Origin of the sequence: Ferroacidibacillus organovorans (assembly GCF_001642725.1) — a bacterium.
Lineage (GTDB): Bacteria > Bacillota > Bacilli > Alicyclobacillales > SLC66 > Ferroacidibacillus > Ferroacidibacillus organovorans.
On the sequence record NZ_LSUQ01000051.1, the window covers coordinates 1 to 18,090 of the forward strand.

Sequence of the window (18,090 nt, forward strand, 5' to 3'; positions counted from 1 at the left end):
GCTATAGCAAGTGCTGAGGTCTTACGTAACGGGTAGGTACGCAGCGTAGTGTGACACGGCGGTGCTCGATTCGAGAGAATCGGGTGACGCCGTGCTTTTTAATGTCCGCGCGTACTCGGAGCGCGCGGGTGCGTCAGCGGGTGTCTTCTATCCTGGGAAACGCGCACATGGTATGATCCTACTAGAAAGTTTGTCAGGTGGGGAGTATAGGAAATCCATGGAATATCTTTCATTCAGCCGCTTATCCTTGCTTGAGACGTGCGGACTGCGCTTTTACTTTGAGTATGTCGAGAAGCGAAGCCCGGTCGATCCGGTACCGCTGCACCACGCGAAGTTTGGCACACTATTGCACAGTCTCTATGAACAACACGCGAATTCTGCAGGTCATGATTCTTATGAAGTGTTGAAAAAACGATATGATGTAGACTTCCCCAAACTCGTATCGCTTTTTCCTGATCGCGACGCGGCGGTCCAGTTTTACAAGAAAGGGCTCGCGGCGATTCAGCGCTTTAGCCGCTATCTTGTCAAGGATGTGGTGGCATCGGAAAAGGAGTTTCTGATTGAGACATCGACTGGGGTGCCCCCTCTCAAAGGGTTTATCGATCGTCTCATCTATTCTGAAGATCACGGGTATCTCGTCGCCGATTTGAAGACGGGAAAGGCATTCTCTGGCGGTGACCGAAAAAAACGCCGACAACTGGTCGTCTACTCCATCGCGTGTGAATCCGAGTACGGGACGCCTGCTGACAGCGGATACTTTGACTTTGTCGTACAGGGGAATCGCGCATGGGTTGACATTGCTGAGGAAGATCGCGCGGAGGTTCGCGCGTGGGTGAGAGAAAAGTGGCATGAGATTGAGATGGAGCGCTTTGACGCGAAGTATTCGCGTGCGTTTTGTTCCGCATACTGCCCGTTTCGAAGTGAGTGTGACACATTTTTACAGCATCATCGCGCGGGATAATCCCTGGAGGGGTGGATGGATGGACAATCGTGTGATATCGCTGCTTGGATGTCGGTTACCTATCGTGCAAGGCGGTCTTGCGTATGTTGGTAATGGTGTGCTCGCGGGTGCGATCTCGCGCGCGGGCGGCTTTGGGCAAGTGGGCAGCGCCGGACGAACACCAGAGCAGATGCTCGATGAGATCGAGAAGGCAGCAAAGGAAGCGGCAGGCGCGCCGTTTGGCGTCAATCTTCCGCTGAGTGAGCACAGCGACCGCGAAGCGTACGTTGAGGTGATTCTTTCAAATGCGCAGCGCCTTCGCGCAGTCAGTCTATCGGCGGGCAATCCGCGGCCCTATATTGACCGCTTGAAGCGGGCGGGGCTCACTGTGATTGCACTTGTGTCGACACCACTGCAGGCGCAAAAGGCGGAGGCGGCGGGCGCCGATCTGCTTGTCGCAGAAGGCTATGAGGCAGGCGGTCACAACGGACCGGGAGAGTGGACGACGATGGCGCTGATTCCGGCTGTCGCGCGCGCAGTACAGGTTCCTATTCTCGCGGCAGGCGGCATCGCCACTGGCGATGGGATTGTCGCCGCATTCGCTCTTGGCGCGAGTGGGGTGCAGATGGGGACGCGCTTTGTCGCAACGAAAGAGTGCGAAGCGCACGAGAACTACAAAGCGGAACTGATGAGAAGATCGGCTGATGATACGCGGATCATCGAGCGAAGCCGCGGGCGCGTGACGCGGGTGTTGCAATCGGAGCATGTGGATGACATTCTGGAGTTGGAAAAGCGGAACCCTTCTGAAAGCGAAGTCTACGCGCTGGTGCGCGGCGAAAAAAACCGCGTGGCGGCGATCGGCGGCACGCTTGAAGAAGGGTATGTCAATTGTGGGCAAGGCGTGTCACTCATTCACGATGCGCCGAGTGTAGATGAATTGTTTCAGCGATTGACTGGCGAGATGCGGGAAGCGACGAGGAGAATCCGCAGTTTGGACACGCTGCTTCATTGAAGAATTCTTGATCACCTACGTAGAGGCGTGATGGTATGCGTTTCATGACTCCCTTTGCAGCCGACGAACGTTCCAAGCGCGTTCCACTTTCCGCTGTTCCTTGGAAGCGAATTGGGGGATATTTTAAGCCGTATCGGCTCTTGCTTGCGCTCGTCGTTCTCGTCACTGCGTGTGGCGCGGTGGTTGGCGCATTGCAACCGGTGATGATTCGATTGATCGTCGATCGCGCCCTGCCGCAACATCGCACCGATTTGCTCGACCAGTATGTTCTGATGATGCTCGCGCTTGTCGTTGGCGGAGGGTTGCTTGGCGTGTTGCAGACGTACATCACCAGCTTGATTGGCCAGTCTGTCATGAATGATCTGCGCGTATCACTTTATCGACACCTGCACCGCTTGTCCATGTCATTTTACAGCAAGACGAAGACGGGTGAGCTTCTCTCGCGCATGACGAATGACGTGCAGCAACTCCAGAGTGTCGTGACGGACACGTACGGATCAACGATCAACAACCTGTTGACTGTCACGGCGACGATCATTACGATGTATGCGTTGAATGCGGAACTGGCGACCTTTTCGATCATTTTTCTTCCGCTGTTCATCCTACCGACACGCCAGGTGGGCAAAGCAACCTTTCGCGTGCGCAAAGCGACGCAGGAGCGAATCGGCGATTTATCTGCTCATCTCAGCGAAACGCTCTCGCAGAGTGGTGCGCTGCTTATCAAAGTGTTTGGTCGCCAAGCAGAACAAACCGAAACTTTCTCGGGTATGAGTCAATCCGTCAAACATCTTCAAATGCGCCAAGCGCTCATCGGACGATGGTTTTTTATGAGCATCTCGATCATCACATCGGCAGGCCCTGCGCTCATCTACTTTGTGGGCGGTCACACGCTGTTTGGTCGTCCCCCCTCGATCGGAACACTCGTCGCGTTTACAGTTTTTCTGACGCGCCTCTTTGGACCCATCGCATCGCTCGCCAATCTCGGGGTGAATGTGTATGGCAGTGTCGCCCTGTTTGGCAGATTGTTTGAGTACTTTGACGAGCAGCCAGAGATCGCAGACAAACCGAACGCAGTCCAACTCGAACAACCGATCGGACACGTCGAGTTCACAGATGTATCCTTTTCCTACGATCAGAATCGCCCCATCCTCTCGCATCTCTCGCTCGTGGCAGAACCAGGTGAAATGATCGCGCTGGTCGGACCGAGTGGCGCCGGGAAAACGACCGTGAGCAGTCTCGTCGCACGCCTCTATGATCCGCAGACAGGCGCGGTGCGCATCGATGGCGTTGACCTGCGTGATCTCACGCTTTTGAGTCTCGCCAAAACGATCGGTGTGGTCACGCAGGAGACGTATCTGTTTCACGCGACCCTTGCGGAGAATCTACGTTTTGCAAAACCTGACGCGACGGATGAGGAACTCGTGCGCGCGGCGCAGGCGGCAGCCATTCACGAGATGATTGCGGACTTGCCTGATGGATACGATACGCTGGTCGGGGAGCGCGGACATAAACTCTCAGGCGGGGAAAAGCAGCGTATCGCGATTGCCCGAATGATCTTGAAGGATCCGCGCATCGTATTGCTGGATGAGGCGACCTCTGCGCTCGATTCTGCGTCGGAGCGCGCGGTGCAGGATGCACTCGCCGTTCTTCTCAAAGGCCGTACATCGATTGTGATTGCGCATCGGTTGAGCACGATCGTTGATGCAGATCGCATCTATGTCATCGCGCGTGGGACTGTGGTGGAAGAGGGAACGCACGAAGCGTTGTTGCGAAAAGAAGGGCTCTACGCGAATCTCTATCGCGAGCAATTCGAACGCGCGGTGCTTGATGCGTCTGATCGGGACCTCCCCGCTTCTGTGACGATTGCCTAATTCGGAAAATCAGCAAGAATAGATCAGGTGAGGATAGAAAAGGAGTGACAGACTTTGGATAGCCAGGATTTGCGCGGGAAAAGACGTTTGCCTGAAGGGCAATATTTAACGACGAAATGGCCTGTGCTTCACGCCGGGACGGTACCTCGCTTTGACGCAAAGACGTGGGATTTACACCTTTTTGGCGAGATTGAACAGGAATGCCGCTTTCGGTTTGAAGAGGTGATGGAGCTTCCGCGCGTGACCTATCGGTGTGACATTCACTGTGTTACCACGTGGTCGCGTTATGACAACGTATGGGAAGGCGTTTCACTTGCGGCGATTCTTGAACGTGTCAAGCCGAATCAGCGCGCCCGTTTTGTCACAGCCCACTGTGAACAAGGTTTTACAACGAATCTTCCGCTTGAGGAATTGATGAAACCAGGTGTGATGCTTGCGCTAAAGCACGACGGTGCGCCACTCACGCCAGAGCACGGATATCCGTTGCGCTTGATGGTTCCGCACCTGTATTTTTGGAAAAGTGCAAAGTGGGTGCGCGGGTTAGAATTTACGGAGAATGATCGGGCTGGTTTTTGGGAAGAGCGCGGCTACCACATGTTGGGGGATCCGTGGGTGACTGACGAACAAAACCCGGACGGTCAGCGGTTTCGCGACGATCCATTATGGTTTGGGAGTGACGATCCGGCCGCTTACGAACAGTGGAGGAAAGAGATCGAGCAAAAACGCCGCGAGGTTTTATCGCTCTAAGGTGAATAGGTGTAAATAGGGTGCAAAAGTCGCACCCTATTTCACTTTTAGATGCCCACCTTCAAACGATTCATCGAGCAGTGTTTGGCACTGGGTGCACGTGTACTGATAGGATACGGAGACGGTTTGAGCAGGAACCTTCATGCCTTTTGTGATCATCACGCTCGCGTCAAGCGCGACGATCTTTTCTTCTTTAAAGTTTGTACTTCCACAATGGTTACACTGTACCGCGTGGTCTTTTGCGCCAGCCATAAAAGCTCCTCCTCACATAGAAAACAAGTCGTCTGAAGTGACGGATCGAAACAGATACGTGGAGTTGCGAGACAAGTATAGCATAGGGGAGCGGGGGTAATCTCTCGCTTCTGTGTCGCAAGATCGATAAAATAAGCGTTGTGGCGCTTTTCAAAAACAGTGTTTGGGCAGATTGCGTGGTTTAATGATGTTGATGATTCATGAAGCGGGAATCACTTATTTGGTTGACGCAGGGCGGGTAGGATATCTCAAAGACGGGATTCCTGAAGGGGGCCCGCTCGATGACATGTCAGCAGAGTTGGCGTATGCGCTACTAGGAACCCGCGCGCCGCACACCCCGTGGTGGCTTGAGATCGGGCCTGCCGCATTTTCACTTATCGCGGAAAACCCGTGTACGGTGGCTGTCGCCGGCGCCCCGCGCGCCGTTTATCTCAATCGCGAATGTGTCAGTCAGGTTGAGTCTGTGGAGGTGCATCTCCATCAAGACATGGTGGGTGTCGCTTTAGTACTCTCGCTTGAAGCGGGTGACACGCTCACACTCTCTGCGGCTGTTCGTGGTGTGGTTACGTATATCACGTGCGACGCTGAGCTTCGCGAAGCGATCGTTCTCGGCAGTCGAGGCTACTGCCCTTTTGGGGACTTCCCGGGGCTTGCTGGACGACGGGTTCGCGCGGGAGATCATATTAACTTAGAAGTTTCGTCGCCCACAGGAATTCGCACACGTGTTCGAACGCGACTAAACGCTTCCGCGGCATCTGTTTGGTTAGCGTATCCGCGCCAGCAAACCTTGCGTTTTTCTCCAGTCGGCGAATTTGTAACGCTGCGAGACGAGCTGTCATTGGACGCGTTTGGCCCCTTTCATGTTCAGCAAGCGGATCGCCGCGCGCTTCGCCTGCTCGCGCCAGAAACAATGCGCGCACACGCGGTTGCGCGAAAGACGTCCTCTCCAACGGTTCGTGGACTCGTGCAGTGGCCTGCGTCTGGTTCACCGATTCTGCTCGGTCCTGATCGACAGACGGTTGGTGGTTACGCGCGTTTTGGTGTGATCAGACGAGCTGATCAATACAAAGTTGGGCGACTATGGCCAGGGTGTGGTGTCACATTTGAATACGGTGACGTAGAAGGGGAGATTGCTGCGTTTGAGAGGGCGCGGCGCGCGTGGATGAGGCGTGTGAAAAATCACATTATTGAGTGAACCTGGGGGTGACACATGGAGCGAAACGCAAAGCCGTGGATGTTTGTTTCGATAGCAATATTAATCGCAGAATTGGGTCGCATCGCGGGAAGCAGTCTTCATTTGCGAACGACAGAGCATGTTTTTGACGGAGTGGCCATCGCGCTATGTCTTGTTGCATTTGTTCGTTTTCTCTTTCATAAATACAAGAAGAATCATTGACAGTTTGTGATACACTAGGATTGACTGACCGTTCAGTCAAGAAGGGGAGAGATTCGTGAATACGTTTGTCACACTTCTAAAGCAGGATGGCGTCGCGACGGTGGAAGTCAACAACCCACCGATGAACGTTATGAGTCGCGCGGTTGGCGAGGGATTAAAAGAAGCGTTTGAGGCGCTTGCGGCAGACCAAAGCGTGCAGGCTGTCGTCCTTACGGGTTCTGGCGAAAGGGCATTCATGGCTGGCGCAAATATTAAAGAGTTTCCAGATGCGCTTGGCCATCCGGGTCAGGCGTATGCGTATGCACTTCAATTGCATGAGGTGATGGCGGAGATTGAAGCGTGCGGGAAACCGGTGGTCGCGGCATTATTCGGGTTTGTGTTAGGCGGCGGGCTAGAGCTCGCGCTCGCGTGCGATTTTCGCGTGTGCGATGAGAAAACGATGCTCGGGCTGCCAGAGATTAAACTTGGGATCTTTCCAGGCGGCGGCGGAACACAGCGACTCCCGCGTTTGATTGGGACCGCGCGCGCGATGGAACTCATGATGAGCGGTGAGCCGATTTCTGCTCAGCGCGCTTATGAACTCGGGATTGTCAATCGCATCGCGACAGGTTCTTCTCGGGACGAGGCGCTTTCGTGGGCTGGGCAATTGGCCAAGCACAGTCTCCCTGCCCTCGCGGCGATCAAAGCGGCCGTTCGAGAAGGGATCGAACTTCCCTTAGCGGCCGGATTAAAGCGGGAAGCAGAACGTTTTGATCAGATTTTTCAAACGCAAGACAGCCGAGAAGGGATCGAAGCGTTTCTCGAAAAGCGAAGCCCCCGCGTGAGACATCAATAACTCATCTTTGTGTTGTGATCTTTTTTTACTTACGGGTGAGATGGAAGACTGGAGAGGGGATTTTTATAAGATGGAACACCTCGATCAGCACCTAAAGGATAGCGTAGCACGCGCTGCAGACGCGATCGCCTACACCTTTCAGGATCGTCGCATAGACTACCGAACGTTTGACCGGGAGGTGCAGGATGTCGCTGTTTCTCTTTTGCGGCTCGGTTTTAAAAAAGGTGAAGGCATGGCGCTCATCTTGCCAAACTCGGACGCCTTTTTAACGCTCTATCACGCAGCGCTGCGCATTGGCATGTACTGTGTCCCCATGAATCCACTCTATACGCCGTCTGAACTGTTGTATATGATCCGTGACAGTTCTGTCGGATGCATCGCGGCACCCGCGCAAATGGCGCCACTCGCTCCTGCTATTCTGTCGGAAGCGCCCGACGTAAAACTCATTATGGTGGGTGACGGCGCACATGCAGAGGCGGACAGAATCCATCGTTATCTTTCACTGCTTCGCCATCAAGTTGAAGATGATCGTTCTTTCACGCAAGAGATCGAAGGAATCGCGCGCGATCCGGATGACCTTGCGGTCATTCTCTATACGAGTGGAACGACGGGTAAGCCTAAAGGGGCGATGCTCACTCACGCCAACCTTGCGTCCAATGCGATGATGATCGGTGATTATCTAAAGTATACGGCGAATGACCGCATTCTCACTGTTCTACCGATGTTCCACGTCTTTTGTCTGACGGTGTGCGTGAATGCGGCGATTTACCGCGGCGCCGAAATGATTATCCTCCCCCACTTTAGTCCCACAGAACTGATCGAACTCATCCCTGCGCGGCACGCCACAATTTTTGCAGGCGTTCCCACGATGTATAACTTCTTGCTGCAGGCGAGTCAGTCACGTGAAGTCGACTTTTCCACACTGCGCTACTGCATCTCTGGAGGCGCAGCAATGCCGGTGGCACTGCTCTCAGCGTTTGAAGCGCGCATGGGGGTCACTGTGCTGGAGGGGTACGGGTTATCTGAGGCATCCCCTGTAAGCGCATTCGCTCCCATCGATGGTCGACCGCGAAAGGTTGGCTCGATCGGCGTGACGTTGCCCGGAATTGAGCAAAAAGTCGTGGATGAGTTTGACCGTGAGGTGGACGTAGACGAAGTCGGCGAATTGGTGATGCGCGGCCCCAATGTGATGAAAGGGTATTGGCACTTGCCAGATGCGACGGCGCAGGCACTGCGCGGTGGGTGGCTGCACACAGGAGATATGGCAAGAGTTGATGAAGACGGCTATTTTTATCTGGTCGACCGAAAAAAAGACATGATCATTGTCGGTGGGTTTAACGTGTATCCGCGCGAGATCGAAGAGGTGCTCTATCGCTGTGAAGGCGTGAGGGAAGCGGCGGTGATCGGTGTTCCTGACGATGCGTATGGGGAGGTTCCTATTGCATTTGTCGTACCTGGCAGTGATACTTTGAGTCAGGAAGATGTAAAAGTATTTTGTGCGGCGCATCTCGCCAAGTACAAACAACCGGCGCGCGTGGTGTTTATTAAAGAACTTCCAAAGAACACGGTGGGAAAAATTATGCGCCGTGATCTGCGACAGTTTGCCTAGCGTCACGACCCCAACTGATCACAAACGACAGGGTGCCGTCTTCACGGCACCCTGTTGAATGACTATCCTTTATAGCGAGTCACAGACTCATCATAGATGCGTTTGGCCTCTTTTGATCCTTGCCAGCCTTCAATTTTCGTCACTTTGTTTTCGAGGTCTTTGTATACTTGGAAGAAGTGAGCGATTTCTTTTAGCTTGTGCGCAGGGATGTCATCCAGTGTATGGACATCTTTAAAACGCGGATCTTTTGTTGGTACGCCAAGCAGTTTTTCGTCCTGGCCTTTGTCATCCGACATGAGCAAGACGCCAATTACCCGCGACTCGATGACGCAACCGGGAAATGTCGGCAAGGTCGTGAGGACGAGGATATCGAGAGGATCGCCGTCTTCTGCGAGCGTATTTTCGAGATATCCGTACTCGGTCGGGTAGTGAAAAGGGGAGTAGAGCACGCGATCGAGTCGATACACGCCTGCTTCTTTGTCGAACTCGTATTTATTTTGACTCCCTGCGGGAATCTCAATGTGTGCATCAAGAATGAATGCGTCTGACAACAAAAGCCCTCCTGACATGGTTTACATATTGGTGAACACGGTATTCATTATACGTAATCTACAAGGGGAGGGCAAAGCGATAAAACTGTGCTGATTATGACGATTGACGCGATGCTGTGATATAATACTGGCATCCTAGGGATCATAGATCTTGCTCGCGCAGGGTTCTGTGAAACCGGTGCACTCGTTTGGAGGTGAATTCCCCCCTCGCATGTCCGATTTTGACAGGGCATCCGAGGTGTGAGGAGACGGTGGGTCATTCCACAAATTTATTTGATCTGGTTTTATCTGTGTTTTTAATCGGAGTAAACGGTTTTTTTGTCTCCGTTGAGTTTGCCATTGTTCGCTCTCGCAAAACGCGAATTGAACAATACGTGCAGCAAGGCAATCGACTCGCGCGTCACGCCATGGATATCATTCAACAGATCGATGGATACTTATCAGCTACGCAGTTAGGCATTACACTCGCGTCGCTCGCGCTCGGTTGGGCATCGCAGCGCGCCCTATCGCCGATCGTAGGAGATTTTTTGCTTCAGATCAAGGTGTTTTCGCTCTCGCGGAGTGGAACGGTTTTTGTCGTCTCAGGTATTATCGCATTCGCGCTGATTACCTTCCTCCAGATTGTGTTTGGTGAACTCGCGCCAAAAAATCTCGCAATTTCTCGTCCGGAGACGTGGCTCATGCTTGCGGCAATGCCGCTCAAAGCTTTTTACCGCGTCATGTTCCCTGCGATCTGGCTGTTAAATCGAACAGCTTCAGGCGTCGTGCGAATGGCACGGGTGCGCGCGATCTCGAATGCAGAATTGGCACACTCTGAAGAAGAATTGCGGATGCTCGTAACGCAGAGCCACGAGAGTGGTGTCATCGATGAGACAGAGCGCGAACTGTTTAACAATGTGTTTTCATTCGCTGATCGCGTCGCTCGTGAAATCATGGTACCGCGAACGGATATGGTCAGCCTCTTTACGGATCAATCGCTACATGAGTGCCTCGAAGTGGTGAAAAATGATCGACACACCCGTTTTCCACTCTGTGAAGATGATAAAGATCACGTAGTTGGTATCATTCATAGTAAGGATCTTTTCAAATTTGCACTGGCTCACGGAATGGACTCACCTGAACCTGTTCGCCGTTTGGCGAGAAAAGGCGTCATGGTGCCAGAAGCAATGGGAATCGACGAAGTGCTCAAGGTGCTTCAGCGTGAGCGCTCGGGACTCGCAATCGTCATTGATGAATACGGCGGAACGGCGGGAATGGTTTCACTCGAAGACATTATTGAAGAATTGGTCGGTGAAATTCAGGACGAATTTGATGAAGAACGGCCGCCAATTGAAGAATTGGAGGGCTATTTTTCAATCGACGCGCGCATGCTCATTGAAGAAGTCAATGAACTGTTTGGCTTTGAACTGTCGGACGAAGAAGTGGATACGGTGGGCGGGTTTGTCTATTCTCAATTGACGGCACCGCTTCGTGTGGGGCTTGAGGTTTATCATGAAGGCGCGCGGTTTGTGGTTTCCGAAATTGATAATCTTCGCGTGACGCGCGTACACGTCTATCCACCTGACATGGCTGAACGCCCGAGTGCAGACGAGACATGACAGCGGCTATGGAGTGGTATGAGTGAAGAATGACAAGGTTGCGATTCGCTTTCAACCGCAGCGCACCGAGATTGCGATCGAACGGGGAAGCACCATCTTGGACGCTGCGCTGCTTGGCAAGGTTACCCTTTCTCACAAATGCGGTGGTCACGGTTCCTGTGGAACGTGCAAAGTGATTGTTGACAGCAAGACAACACTTGAGCCGCCGAATCTTCTCGAACACCGTCATCTCGCAGAGGCACAGTTGGGAATGGGGTATCGCCTCGCCTGCCAGTGCCAATTGACGGGACCGGCGACGGTTCAGGTTCCAGAAGATCCCCTGCGTCGCGTAGTGCGTGAGTTACTCGCTGCTATGCGCGAAACAGATAAGGCGAATATGACAGATTAAAAACCCCCACGGCCTTTACTTAGGTCGTGGGGGTTTTTAGGTGCAATCCTAGGCTTCATGTACGAGTTCGGACGCGCTGTCTTTCAACTGATCTTTGTACTGAAGCTCGTATAAGGTTTGATAGAGGCCGCCTGTTTGCAGCAAGTGTTGGTGTGTTCCGCGCTCTCGGATTTTTCCTTTGTGTAGGACGATGATTTGGTCGGCATGCTGAATGGTGGACAATCGATGAGCGACGACGAGCGTTGTGCGATGGGCCATCAAGTGTGTCAGCGCGTCTTGAATCACCATCTCTGTTTCTGTGTCGATATTCGCTGTGGCTTCATCGAGCACAAGGATGCGCGGATCAAACGCCAGCGCGCGCGCGAATGCGATCAATTGACGTTGACCGTAGGAAAGGGTGGCACCGCGTTCCATCACAGGTTCGTGGATGCCCAAAGGCAGCGCTTCTATGAAAGGGCCAGCATTCACTTGCTTGAGCACTTGTTCAATCGTTTGATCGCTTAAATCCTCACGGTTGAGGCGAATATTTGACGCGATATCCCCTGTAAACAAGAAGACGTCCTGAAGAACCATGGCGACGTGACTGCGCAGTGTGGCGAGACTCAGTGTGCGAATGTCAATTCCGTCAATACGAATGGTTCCTTTTTGAATCTCATAAAGGCGCGAAAGAAGATTGAGGATCGAGCTTTTTCCAGCGCCAGTCGCCCCCACAAACGCTACCGTTTGCCCTGGTGTAACGTGGAAGCTGACGTCGCGCAACACCCACTCCTCGCCTTGGTAGGCAAACCAAACGTGCTCAAACTCGATTTCTCCGCGCATGAAAGGGAGAGAGACTGGGGATGTCGTTTCCGTGATTCGCTCGTCCGTATCAAGAAGGAGAAAGATGCGTTCCGATGAGGCCATGGCAGATTGTAAAATGTTGTATTTCTCGGTCATGTCATTGATCGGTTGAAAAAATTGGCCGACGTAGGTGATGATCGCGTAGAGTGTGCCAAAATTGACGGCGTGTGATATGGCGGATCCGCCGCCAAACCAGATGAGAAGTGCGAGCGTGAGGTCTTCAATCAGGTCCATCGTCGGGCGAAACACGGCATTCGCCTTGAGCTCACGCCAACTCGCATTCAAGTGGTCTTGGTTTATAGCGAGAAACTTTTGGAACATCGGTACTTCGCGATGAAAAATTTGAATGATGCGCATGCCAGAAAGATTTTCGGCGAGCATCGCATTGATGCGTGCAAGGCGAACGCGCACTTGGCGATAGGACTCACGTGCGACGCGTCGATAAATGACGGATGCAATCGCGATCAAAGGGATGGCGACGAAGGCGATCAATGCAAGTTTGACGTTGAGATGCAGCATGACGAGAATGATACCGATGAGTAGAAAGAGATCATTGAAGATATTGACCATCAGATTCGCGTACATGTCATTGAGCGTTTGTGTGTCATTCATGACGCGCGTCACGAGACGACCGACCGGATTGCGATCAAAAAAAGCGATGGACAATCCCTGAACGTGCGTGAAAATATCAGTGCGAATGCGAAAAATGATGCGCTGCACGGTCCACTGCAAGATGTACGTCTGGATGTAGTTAAGCACGCCACCCACCAGAATGAGCGCGAGATAAATTCCACCTAGCCAGAGCATGCCGGTCTGATCGTAGCGGTATACGCTCGCGAGGGTTGCATTGGCAATCCATCTCGTCGAAAAGGTCGTTTGCCCGATGCGCACAGCATTGTGATTCATGGTAGGATTTCCGACAAGCGGTGTCAGTCGACCGGAAGTATAAAAATCTTTGGCAGGTGCCGCGATCAGTGCTGTTCGGTTTCCGACGGGAAGAAGCTCGTAGAGTGTGGCGGAGATCGGCGTTTTCGCAGGGAGATCTTGGACGCGCGCGTATGAAGAACCGTGAACAGTGAGTACAACGTTTGGCTGTGTTGAAGGGACGCGCATCATGGGTTGTGAGAAAGCGGTCATATGATTGTCGATCGCAATTTTCATCAGATAAGGTCTGGCCAGATTGGCCACAGTCATGACGAGCAGGAGCAGGACACACAGCGCGACCCAGTAGCGGTGAGGTCGCGCATATCCAATCAGTCGCTTCATTAACTGGGCATCATACGCTTTACCGAGCGAATCTTCTTCGTGTAGGTTTGACATAGTACCTCCTTACGCATCGCCGCTGGCGATTTGATCTTCGAGTTGTTGCTTGCGGTGGAGTTCGGCATAGATTCCGTTTTGGCTCAGCAATTCTTCGTGTGTGCCTTGCTCAACGATCGCTCCTTCATCGAGGACGAGGATGAGATCGGCGTCTTTGATGGTGGAAATACGGTGTGCAATCAGGATCGAGGTTCGCTCACTCAAAACCCGGTTAAGTCCACGCAGAATGCGATCTTCTGTACGCGTATCGACGGCGGAAAGACTATCGTCGAGAATGAGGATGCGTGGATTTTTGAGCAGGGCCCGTGCGATGGAAACGCGCTGCTTTTGGCCGCCTGAAAGAGTGACGCCGCGCTCCCCGAGCATCGTTTCGTAGCTGAGGGGAAATTCGACAATGTTATCGTGGACATCTGCGATGCGCGCAGCATCTTCAATCTCCGCTTGCTTTGCCTCATCAACGCCAAAAGCGATGTTTTCAGCAATCGTCTGTGAGAAGAGAAAGTTATCTTGCGGCACGTAGCCGATCGCCTGGCGAATGTCACGCAAACGCAATTGGCGAATGTCTGTGCCATCAAGGAAAATGGTTCCTGGCGGGGGATCGAAGAGGCGCAACAGGAGATTGACAAGGGTCGTTTTTCCGCTTCCCGTTCGTCCCACCATCGCAATACGTCCGCCTGCCGGGATGTGAATGGAAATATTCTTGAGTGACGGTGTGGCGGCACCGCGATGGGTGTAGGTGAGGTTGCGAATCTCAATCTCGCCGGAGAGTTCGCGCTTTTCAACCGCCATCTCGTGATCGGTGATTTCTGGTCGCTGGTCAAAGATGCGGTTGATCCGCTCCATCGATGCGCTGCCGCGCTGGAGCATGTTGATCACCCAACCGATGGCCATAATCGGCCACGTGAGCAACCCAAGGTAGCTCGTGAAAGAGATGTATTGCCCTAAGGTGATGCGATGATCAATCGTCAAGACGCCCCCGTAGACGAGAGCGATGAGAAAGCTGATCGAAGAGATGATCTGAATCAGTGGATTATAGATGCTCTGAATACGCGCTAACGCCATTTGTCTGTCAAAATAGCTGCGATTTCCGTCAACAAATTTTTGCACTTCCGCGTGTTCCTGAACAAACGTTTTGACGACACGCGCACCGGCTAAACTCTCTTGAACGCGATCGGTGAGCGCAGAAAATGCGTCCTGCACAAGGATGAACCGGCGATGGATGACACGCCCGAAAAAGAGCACGGTGAGCGCAAGAATCGGTAGCGGGAGTAAGGAAAAAAATACGAGGCTGCCTTGAACGGTGTTGAGCATCACGATGACGGTGGTAACGATGAGGAAAAAGGGGTCTACGATCATGACGAGCCCTGATCCGAGCGCCATGCGGACGGCGTACACATCGTTTGTCGCGTGCGCCATCAAGTCGCCCGTTTTATGTTGATTGAAATAATTGGTTGAGAGTGTCTCTAAGTGCGAAAACAGGCGGTTGCGAAGTTCGAACTCAAGCCGTCGCGACGTTCCGAAAATATGCATGCGCCAGCGATAGCGGGAAAAACCAACGAGAAAGCCGAGCGCGCAGAAAATGCCCGCGTATACGCCGAGGCGAGAAACGTTGAGCGTCCCATTGGCGTAATCTTGTGCGAAGGACCCGAGAATTTTTGGAATGATCAACTGCAGACAGTCGACGAAAATAATCCATAAAAGGCCTAATGCGTATTGGCCACGATTGGCCCATAAAAAATCGCGAACGGTGCGAAACTGGCCCATCGAATTCCTCCTTCTACTCAATGAACCGGTTGAGAGTCATGGACTCTCGATGTCTTGCAAGAAAGATTACGGTGTCGCGCTTGCCGACTGCATGACAGAGGAAACATAGTGCTGCGTCTCCGGGTAGGGGGGAATTCCGCCGAATGCATCCACGGTGCTCGGTCCTGCATTATAGGCGGCTAATGCGAGGGAGATGTCTCCGTGGTAGCGATGTATCAACTGACTCAAATACGACATGCCAGCCTGCAGGTTTTGAACGGGATCGTAAGGGTTTGTAACGCCTAGCGATTGTGCGGTTTGTGGCATCAATTGCATCAGGCCCATCGCGCCTGCCTGCGATGTTGCATTTGCTGAAAAGTTCGACTCTTGCTTGACGACGGCTGAAACGAGATTTGGACTCAATCCATACTGGGGTGCGAGTGAGGCGATTAGTGCTTCGTAGTGTGTCATCGCTGCTGTGGGACTGCCACCAGAGAACGGTGACGCAAGGGATGTGCCGGAGACCGGCGATGCACCGGTTGTCCCAGAGAGAGGGAATGATGATGCGCCCATGGATGGGAGTGTGGCGTTGGATTGTGCAACACCACTAGAGAATCCGGATACACCCTCTATGGCGGCTGCCAGGCTTGAGAGATTGGCGGTCGAGCCGGATTTTGCAGCGCTTGTTAGCAGGAGGCTGAGCAGTTGGCTTGACGACCCACCGAGCAGACTTCCGCTGAACGTGCCACTCACACCGCCGAGCAGGGAGGTAAGGGACGATGTGCCACTCACACCGCCGAGCAGAGATGAAAGCGACGAGCCGCTTGTCACGCTGGTTCCTGACAAACTGCCAGATTGAGAGAGCGCGGTCAAGCCGGAGAGTTCCGTATTTGCAATCGTCTGCAAAAGCGCAGATTGAAACGGTGTCAATCCGCTTGTCGGAAGTGTTTGGCGAGCGGTGTTGCCGCGTGTTTTTGTGCTCACTTCGCTTGGCGTAGCTGCGTTTGCCACGGAAGACGGGCGCATTGGATCAAGGTTCATCAGAAAAATCATACCTTTCTTTAGGCGCGGAGATTGACGTTGGTTGCAATGATTTTACCAAAAGATCGCAGAGCGGGTCTACGAGATCAGAGAGTGGACGGTCTTCATTTTCGAGCAATCTCATCAAAAGGACTTCGTGGATCGCTCCGAGCCAAGCATATGCCGTCAACGTACAGTCGATCGGTTCAATCGATCCGTCTTCCACTGCATGGGTTAGGTGCAAAGCAATAAATCGCGCGATCGCGCGATGTGCCGCGTAGACTTGTCGATCAAATGTTTTCCCGAGTCCGGATGCTTCTACAAACAATAGACGGGTCGCTTTTTCGTGGCGAGTCAGTGTAGACAGAACGACCGTAAGCGCCGCGCGAATTTTTTCCACTGCGCCGTGTCGAGTGTCAATGGCCTGGTTTGCGCCAGCGAGAAGGCGATCGATCAACGTGTCAAGCAGCACTTCGAAAATGGCCTTCTTGGATGGAAAATGAAAATAAAATGCGCCTTTTGACGTGGATGATTCACGCGTGATATCGTCCACGAGCGTGTCGTTATATCCTTTTTCAGAAAAGACATCCATGGCGGCTTGAAGAATTTTATTCCTCGTCTCTTGGCGGCCGCGCTCTTTTTTTTCGCTACCTTCCGTTTTCCCATTCGTCGCTGGTTCATCTAATTCCACGGAATGTAGTACACCTCCACCTCATCGCCCTGCGCAATCGGAGAAGTGAACTCGGCTTCTTCTCCGTTAATTTTCATGATCAGCCGTTCACGGCCGTGCACGCCTGCCCGAAGCGTTTCGGATAGGAGGAGTACCATTGTGCTCATCGTGGGCCCTGTTTCGAGACGGCCTTCCGTAGTGATGACGTCGCCTTGTTCAAGCGTGTCCTTCAGCTCACACGGTGCGCCGTTTCTTAGGATTCGCTCGATCATCGGAATTTCTCGCTTTATCCCGTTTACAAGCACTGTCATGCATTCCCCCGCGCGATATAAAGCGGCTTTTAGCGCGTCAATGACGGTAGGTGGTGCGGTTGCGGCGCCTTTTAGCGAGAAGGAGAGTCCCTCCACAATCGGCTCATCCCAGGAAAAAAAAGGTTCAATGAGCATGGTTTGCCACTGTAATTCAAGGGGTTTTTCATCGACGACAACAGCGATTCGCTCGACGACGTTGCGACCGATAATCGACTCGATCCACTCGCCAATCGTTGGCCATTGGGTCACGATGACGTCGCGGTCGCTGAGTTTACTGTGTAGTGTGGCAACACGATCATTCTTTAAGATTCGCGGCGACACGCGTTGGACGGTTCCATTCACCGTTATCGAGAGTGGTTTTACTGTCAACACGGACGCAATCGTTCCGATTGCGTCCTTTCCGTCTTCGCCGACGGCGACGCTAATCGTGTCACCTGCGTCAAGTGTGTCATCAAGCAGACACGGGAGTCCATTTTTTTGCACGACACCCTGCGTTCCAGTCGTCCCAGGAATGGAGCGAATCTCTTGATTCACTTCAACGACAAGCGCATTCCCTGTGCGCGCCCGCAAGCGTCGCAGATCGAGACCACACTCGGAAAGTGCGTCACCTACGGTCATGAGCCGCATGGCAAAGAGGCGGTGGCTGCGGCCGTCAAAGCGCACGGTGACGGGTGTAATCTCCGAGTTTTCAGCGGTGAGCGCGATACCGATGGGCGTGACGGATTCCGGCCCAAATAACGTTTCCACACAGCCTTTGGCCTGATGAATTGAGACGCGGTCGCGCACGCGGATGCGATCGAGTGGAAGTCCGAGTTTGTCGGATAGCTCTTTTTCGAGAAAAGGTGTTTTTGCGCCGCCGCCGATCAACATGAGTGCGTCAGGCGCTTTCTCGTTGAGGCGAACGAGTTCATCGGCGATTTTTTGCGCAAGATCAGATACGGCAGGGCGCAGCGTCGCCAACAACTTTTTACAGGAGAGGTGACGCAC

General features: G+C 53.1%; 16 protein-coding genes and 1 pseudogene. 10 read left to right on the forward strand and 7 right to left on the reverse strand.

Annotated elements, in window-relative coordinates:
* The first annotated feature begins 217 nt into the window (after positions 1-217).
* The 4 genes from AYW79_RS12345 to AYW79_RS12360 are packed head-to-tail and all read left to right on the forward strand — an operon-like array spanning position 218 to position 4,570.
* On the forward strand, positions 218-961 hold the full coding sequence (locus AYW79_RS12345) for a RecB family exonuclease (RefSeq protein ID WP_179123047.1): 744 nt from the start codon (positions 218-220) through the stop codon (positions 959-961).
* A gap of 19 nt (positions 962-980) precedes the next feature.
* Positions 981-1,952: an NAD(P)H-dependent flavin oxidoreductase gene (locus AYW79_RS12350; protein ID WP_067566478.1), complete on the forward strand. Its 972-nt coding sequence runs from the start codon at positions 981-983 to the stop codon at positions 1,950-1,952.
* A gap of 35 nt (positions 1,953-1,987) precedes the next feature.
* On the forward strand, positions 1,988-3,823 hold the full coding sequence (locus AYW79_RS12355) for an ABC transporter ATP-binding protein (protein WP_067566480.1): 1,836 nt from the start codon (positions 1,988-1,990) through the stop codon (positions 3,821-3,823).
* A 54-nt stretch (positions 3,824-3,877) separates the two neighbouring features.
* Positions 3,878-4,570, forward strand: coding sequence for a sulfite oxidase-like oxidoreductase (locus tag AYW79_RS12360; protein ID WP_067952875.1), 693 nt, complete (start codon positions 3,878-3,880; stop codon positions 4,568-4,570).
* 36 nt (positions 4,571-4,606) lie between these two features.
* Here AYW79_RS12360 and AYW79_RS12365 read toward each other — a convergent pair whose 3' ends face one another.
* A complete protein-coding gene (locus tag AYW79_RS12365; protein WP_067566482.1) occupies positions 4,607-4,822 on the reverse strand; it encodes a hypothetical protein in 216 nt (71 codons plus the stop codon).
* 187 nt (positions 4,823-5,009) lie between these two features.
* Here AYW79_RS12365 and AYW79_RS12370 point away from each other — a divergent pair, with 187 nt between their 5' ends.
* From AYW79_RS12370 to AYW79_RS12385, 4 genes are all read left to right on the forward strand, one after another.
* Positions 5,010-6,017 carry a 5-oxoprolinase subunit C family protein gene (locus tag AYW79_RS12370; RefSeq protein ID WP_197467726.1) on the forward strand — a complete coding sequence of 336 codons (1,008 nt, stop codon included), beginning with the start codon at positions 5,010-5,012 and terminating at the stop codon, positions 6,015-6,017.
* Between the two features lie 15 nt (positions 6,018-6,032).
* Complete coding sequence (locus AYW79_RS12375; RefSeq protein WP_067566486.1) at positions 6,033-6,218, forward strand: hypothetical protein; 186 nt, start codon at positions 6,033-6,035, stop codon at positions 6,216-6,218.
* Positions 6,219-6,273: 55 nt separating this feature from the next.
* Positions 6,274-7,053, forward strand: a complete 780-nt coding sequence (locus tag AYW79_RS12380) for an enoyl-CoA hydratase/isomerase family protein (protein WP_067566489.1) — start codon at positions 6,274-6,276, stop codon at positions 7,051-7,053.
* 70 nt (positions 7,054-7,123) lie between these two features.
* Complete coding sequence (locus tag AYW79_RS12385) at positions 7,124-8,662, forward strand: long-chain-fatty-acid--CoA ligase (RefSeq protein ID WP_067566495.1); 1,539 nt, start codon at positions 7,124-7,126, stop codon at positions 8,660-8,662.
* A 62-nt stretch (positions 8,663-8,724) separates the two neighbouring features.
* Here the strand turns inward: AYW79_RS12385 and AYW79_RS12390 are convergent, their stop codons facing one another.
* Positions 8,725-9,231: an inorganic diphosphatase gene (locus AYW79_RS12390; protein WP_067566498.1), complete on the reverse strand. Its 507-nt coding sequence runs from the start codon at positions 9,229-9,231 to the stop codon at positions 8,725-8,727.
* Between the two features lie 233 nt (positions 9,232-9,464).
* Between AYW79_RS12390 and AYW79_RS12395 the strand changes: the two genes are divergently transcribed.
* A complete protein-coding gene (locus tag AYW79_RS12395; protein WP_067566501.1) occupies positions 9,465-10,811 on the forward strand; it encodes a hemolysin family protein in 1,347 nt (448 codons plus the stop codon).
* Positions 10,812-10,833: 22 nt separating this feature from the next.
* Complete coding sequence (locus tag AYW79_RS12400; protein WP_067566504.1) at positions 10,834-11,199, forward strand: 2Fe-2S iron-sulfur cluster-binding protein; 366 nt, start codon at positions 10,834-10,836, stop codon at positions 11,197-11,199.
* A 48-nt stretch (positions 11,200-11,247) separates the two neighbouring features.
* Here the strand turns inward: AYW79_RS12400 and AYW79_RS12405 are convergent, their stop codons facing one another.
* The 5 genes and pseudogenes from AYW79_RS12405 to AYW79_RS15915 all read right to left on the reverse strand — a co-directional run.
* The gene (locus AYW79_RS12405) at positions 11,248-13,359 is read right to left on the reverse strand and encodes an ABC transporter ATP-binding protein (protein ID WP_067566508.1); all 2,112 of its coding nucleotides are present in this window, start codon (positions 13,357-13,359) and stop codon (positions 11,248-11,250) included.
* Between the two features lie 9 nt (positions 13,360-13,368).
* Positions 13,369-15,123 (reverse strand): ABC transporter ATP-binding protein, encoded by a 1,755-nt coding sequence (locus AYW79_RS12410; protein ID WP_067566511.1) that lies wholly within the window; start codon positions 15,121-15,123, stop codon positions 13,369-13,371.
* Between the two features lie 66 nt (positions 15,124-15,189).
* The gene (locus AYW79_RS16180) at positions 15,190-16,143 is read right to left on the reverse strand and encodes a lytic transglycosylase domain-containing protein (protein ID WP_067566514.1); all 954 of its coding nucleotides are present in this window, start codon (positions 16,141-16,143) and stop codon (positions 15,190-15,192) included.
* Positions 16,133-16,813 (reverse strand): TetR/AcrR family transcriptional regulator, encoded by a 681-nt coding sequence (locus AYW79_RS12420; RefSeq protein WP_067566518.1) that lies wholly within the window; start codon positions 16,811-16,813, stop codon positions 16,133-16,135. Before AYW79_RS12420 ends, AYW79_RS16180 begins: the two co-directional genes overlap by 11 nt.
* Positions 16,804-18,090 (reverse strand): annotated as a pseudogene (locus tag AYW79_RS15915) (hypothetical protein); the annotation flags it as partial. The gene AYW79_RS12420 and the pseudogene AYW79_RS15915, both read right to left, overlap by 10 nt.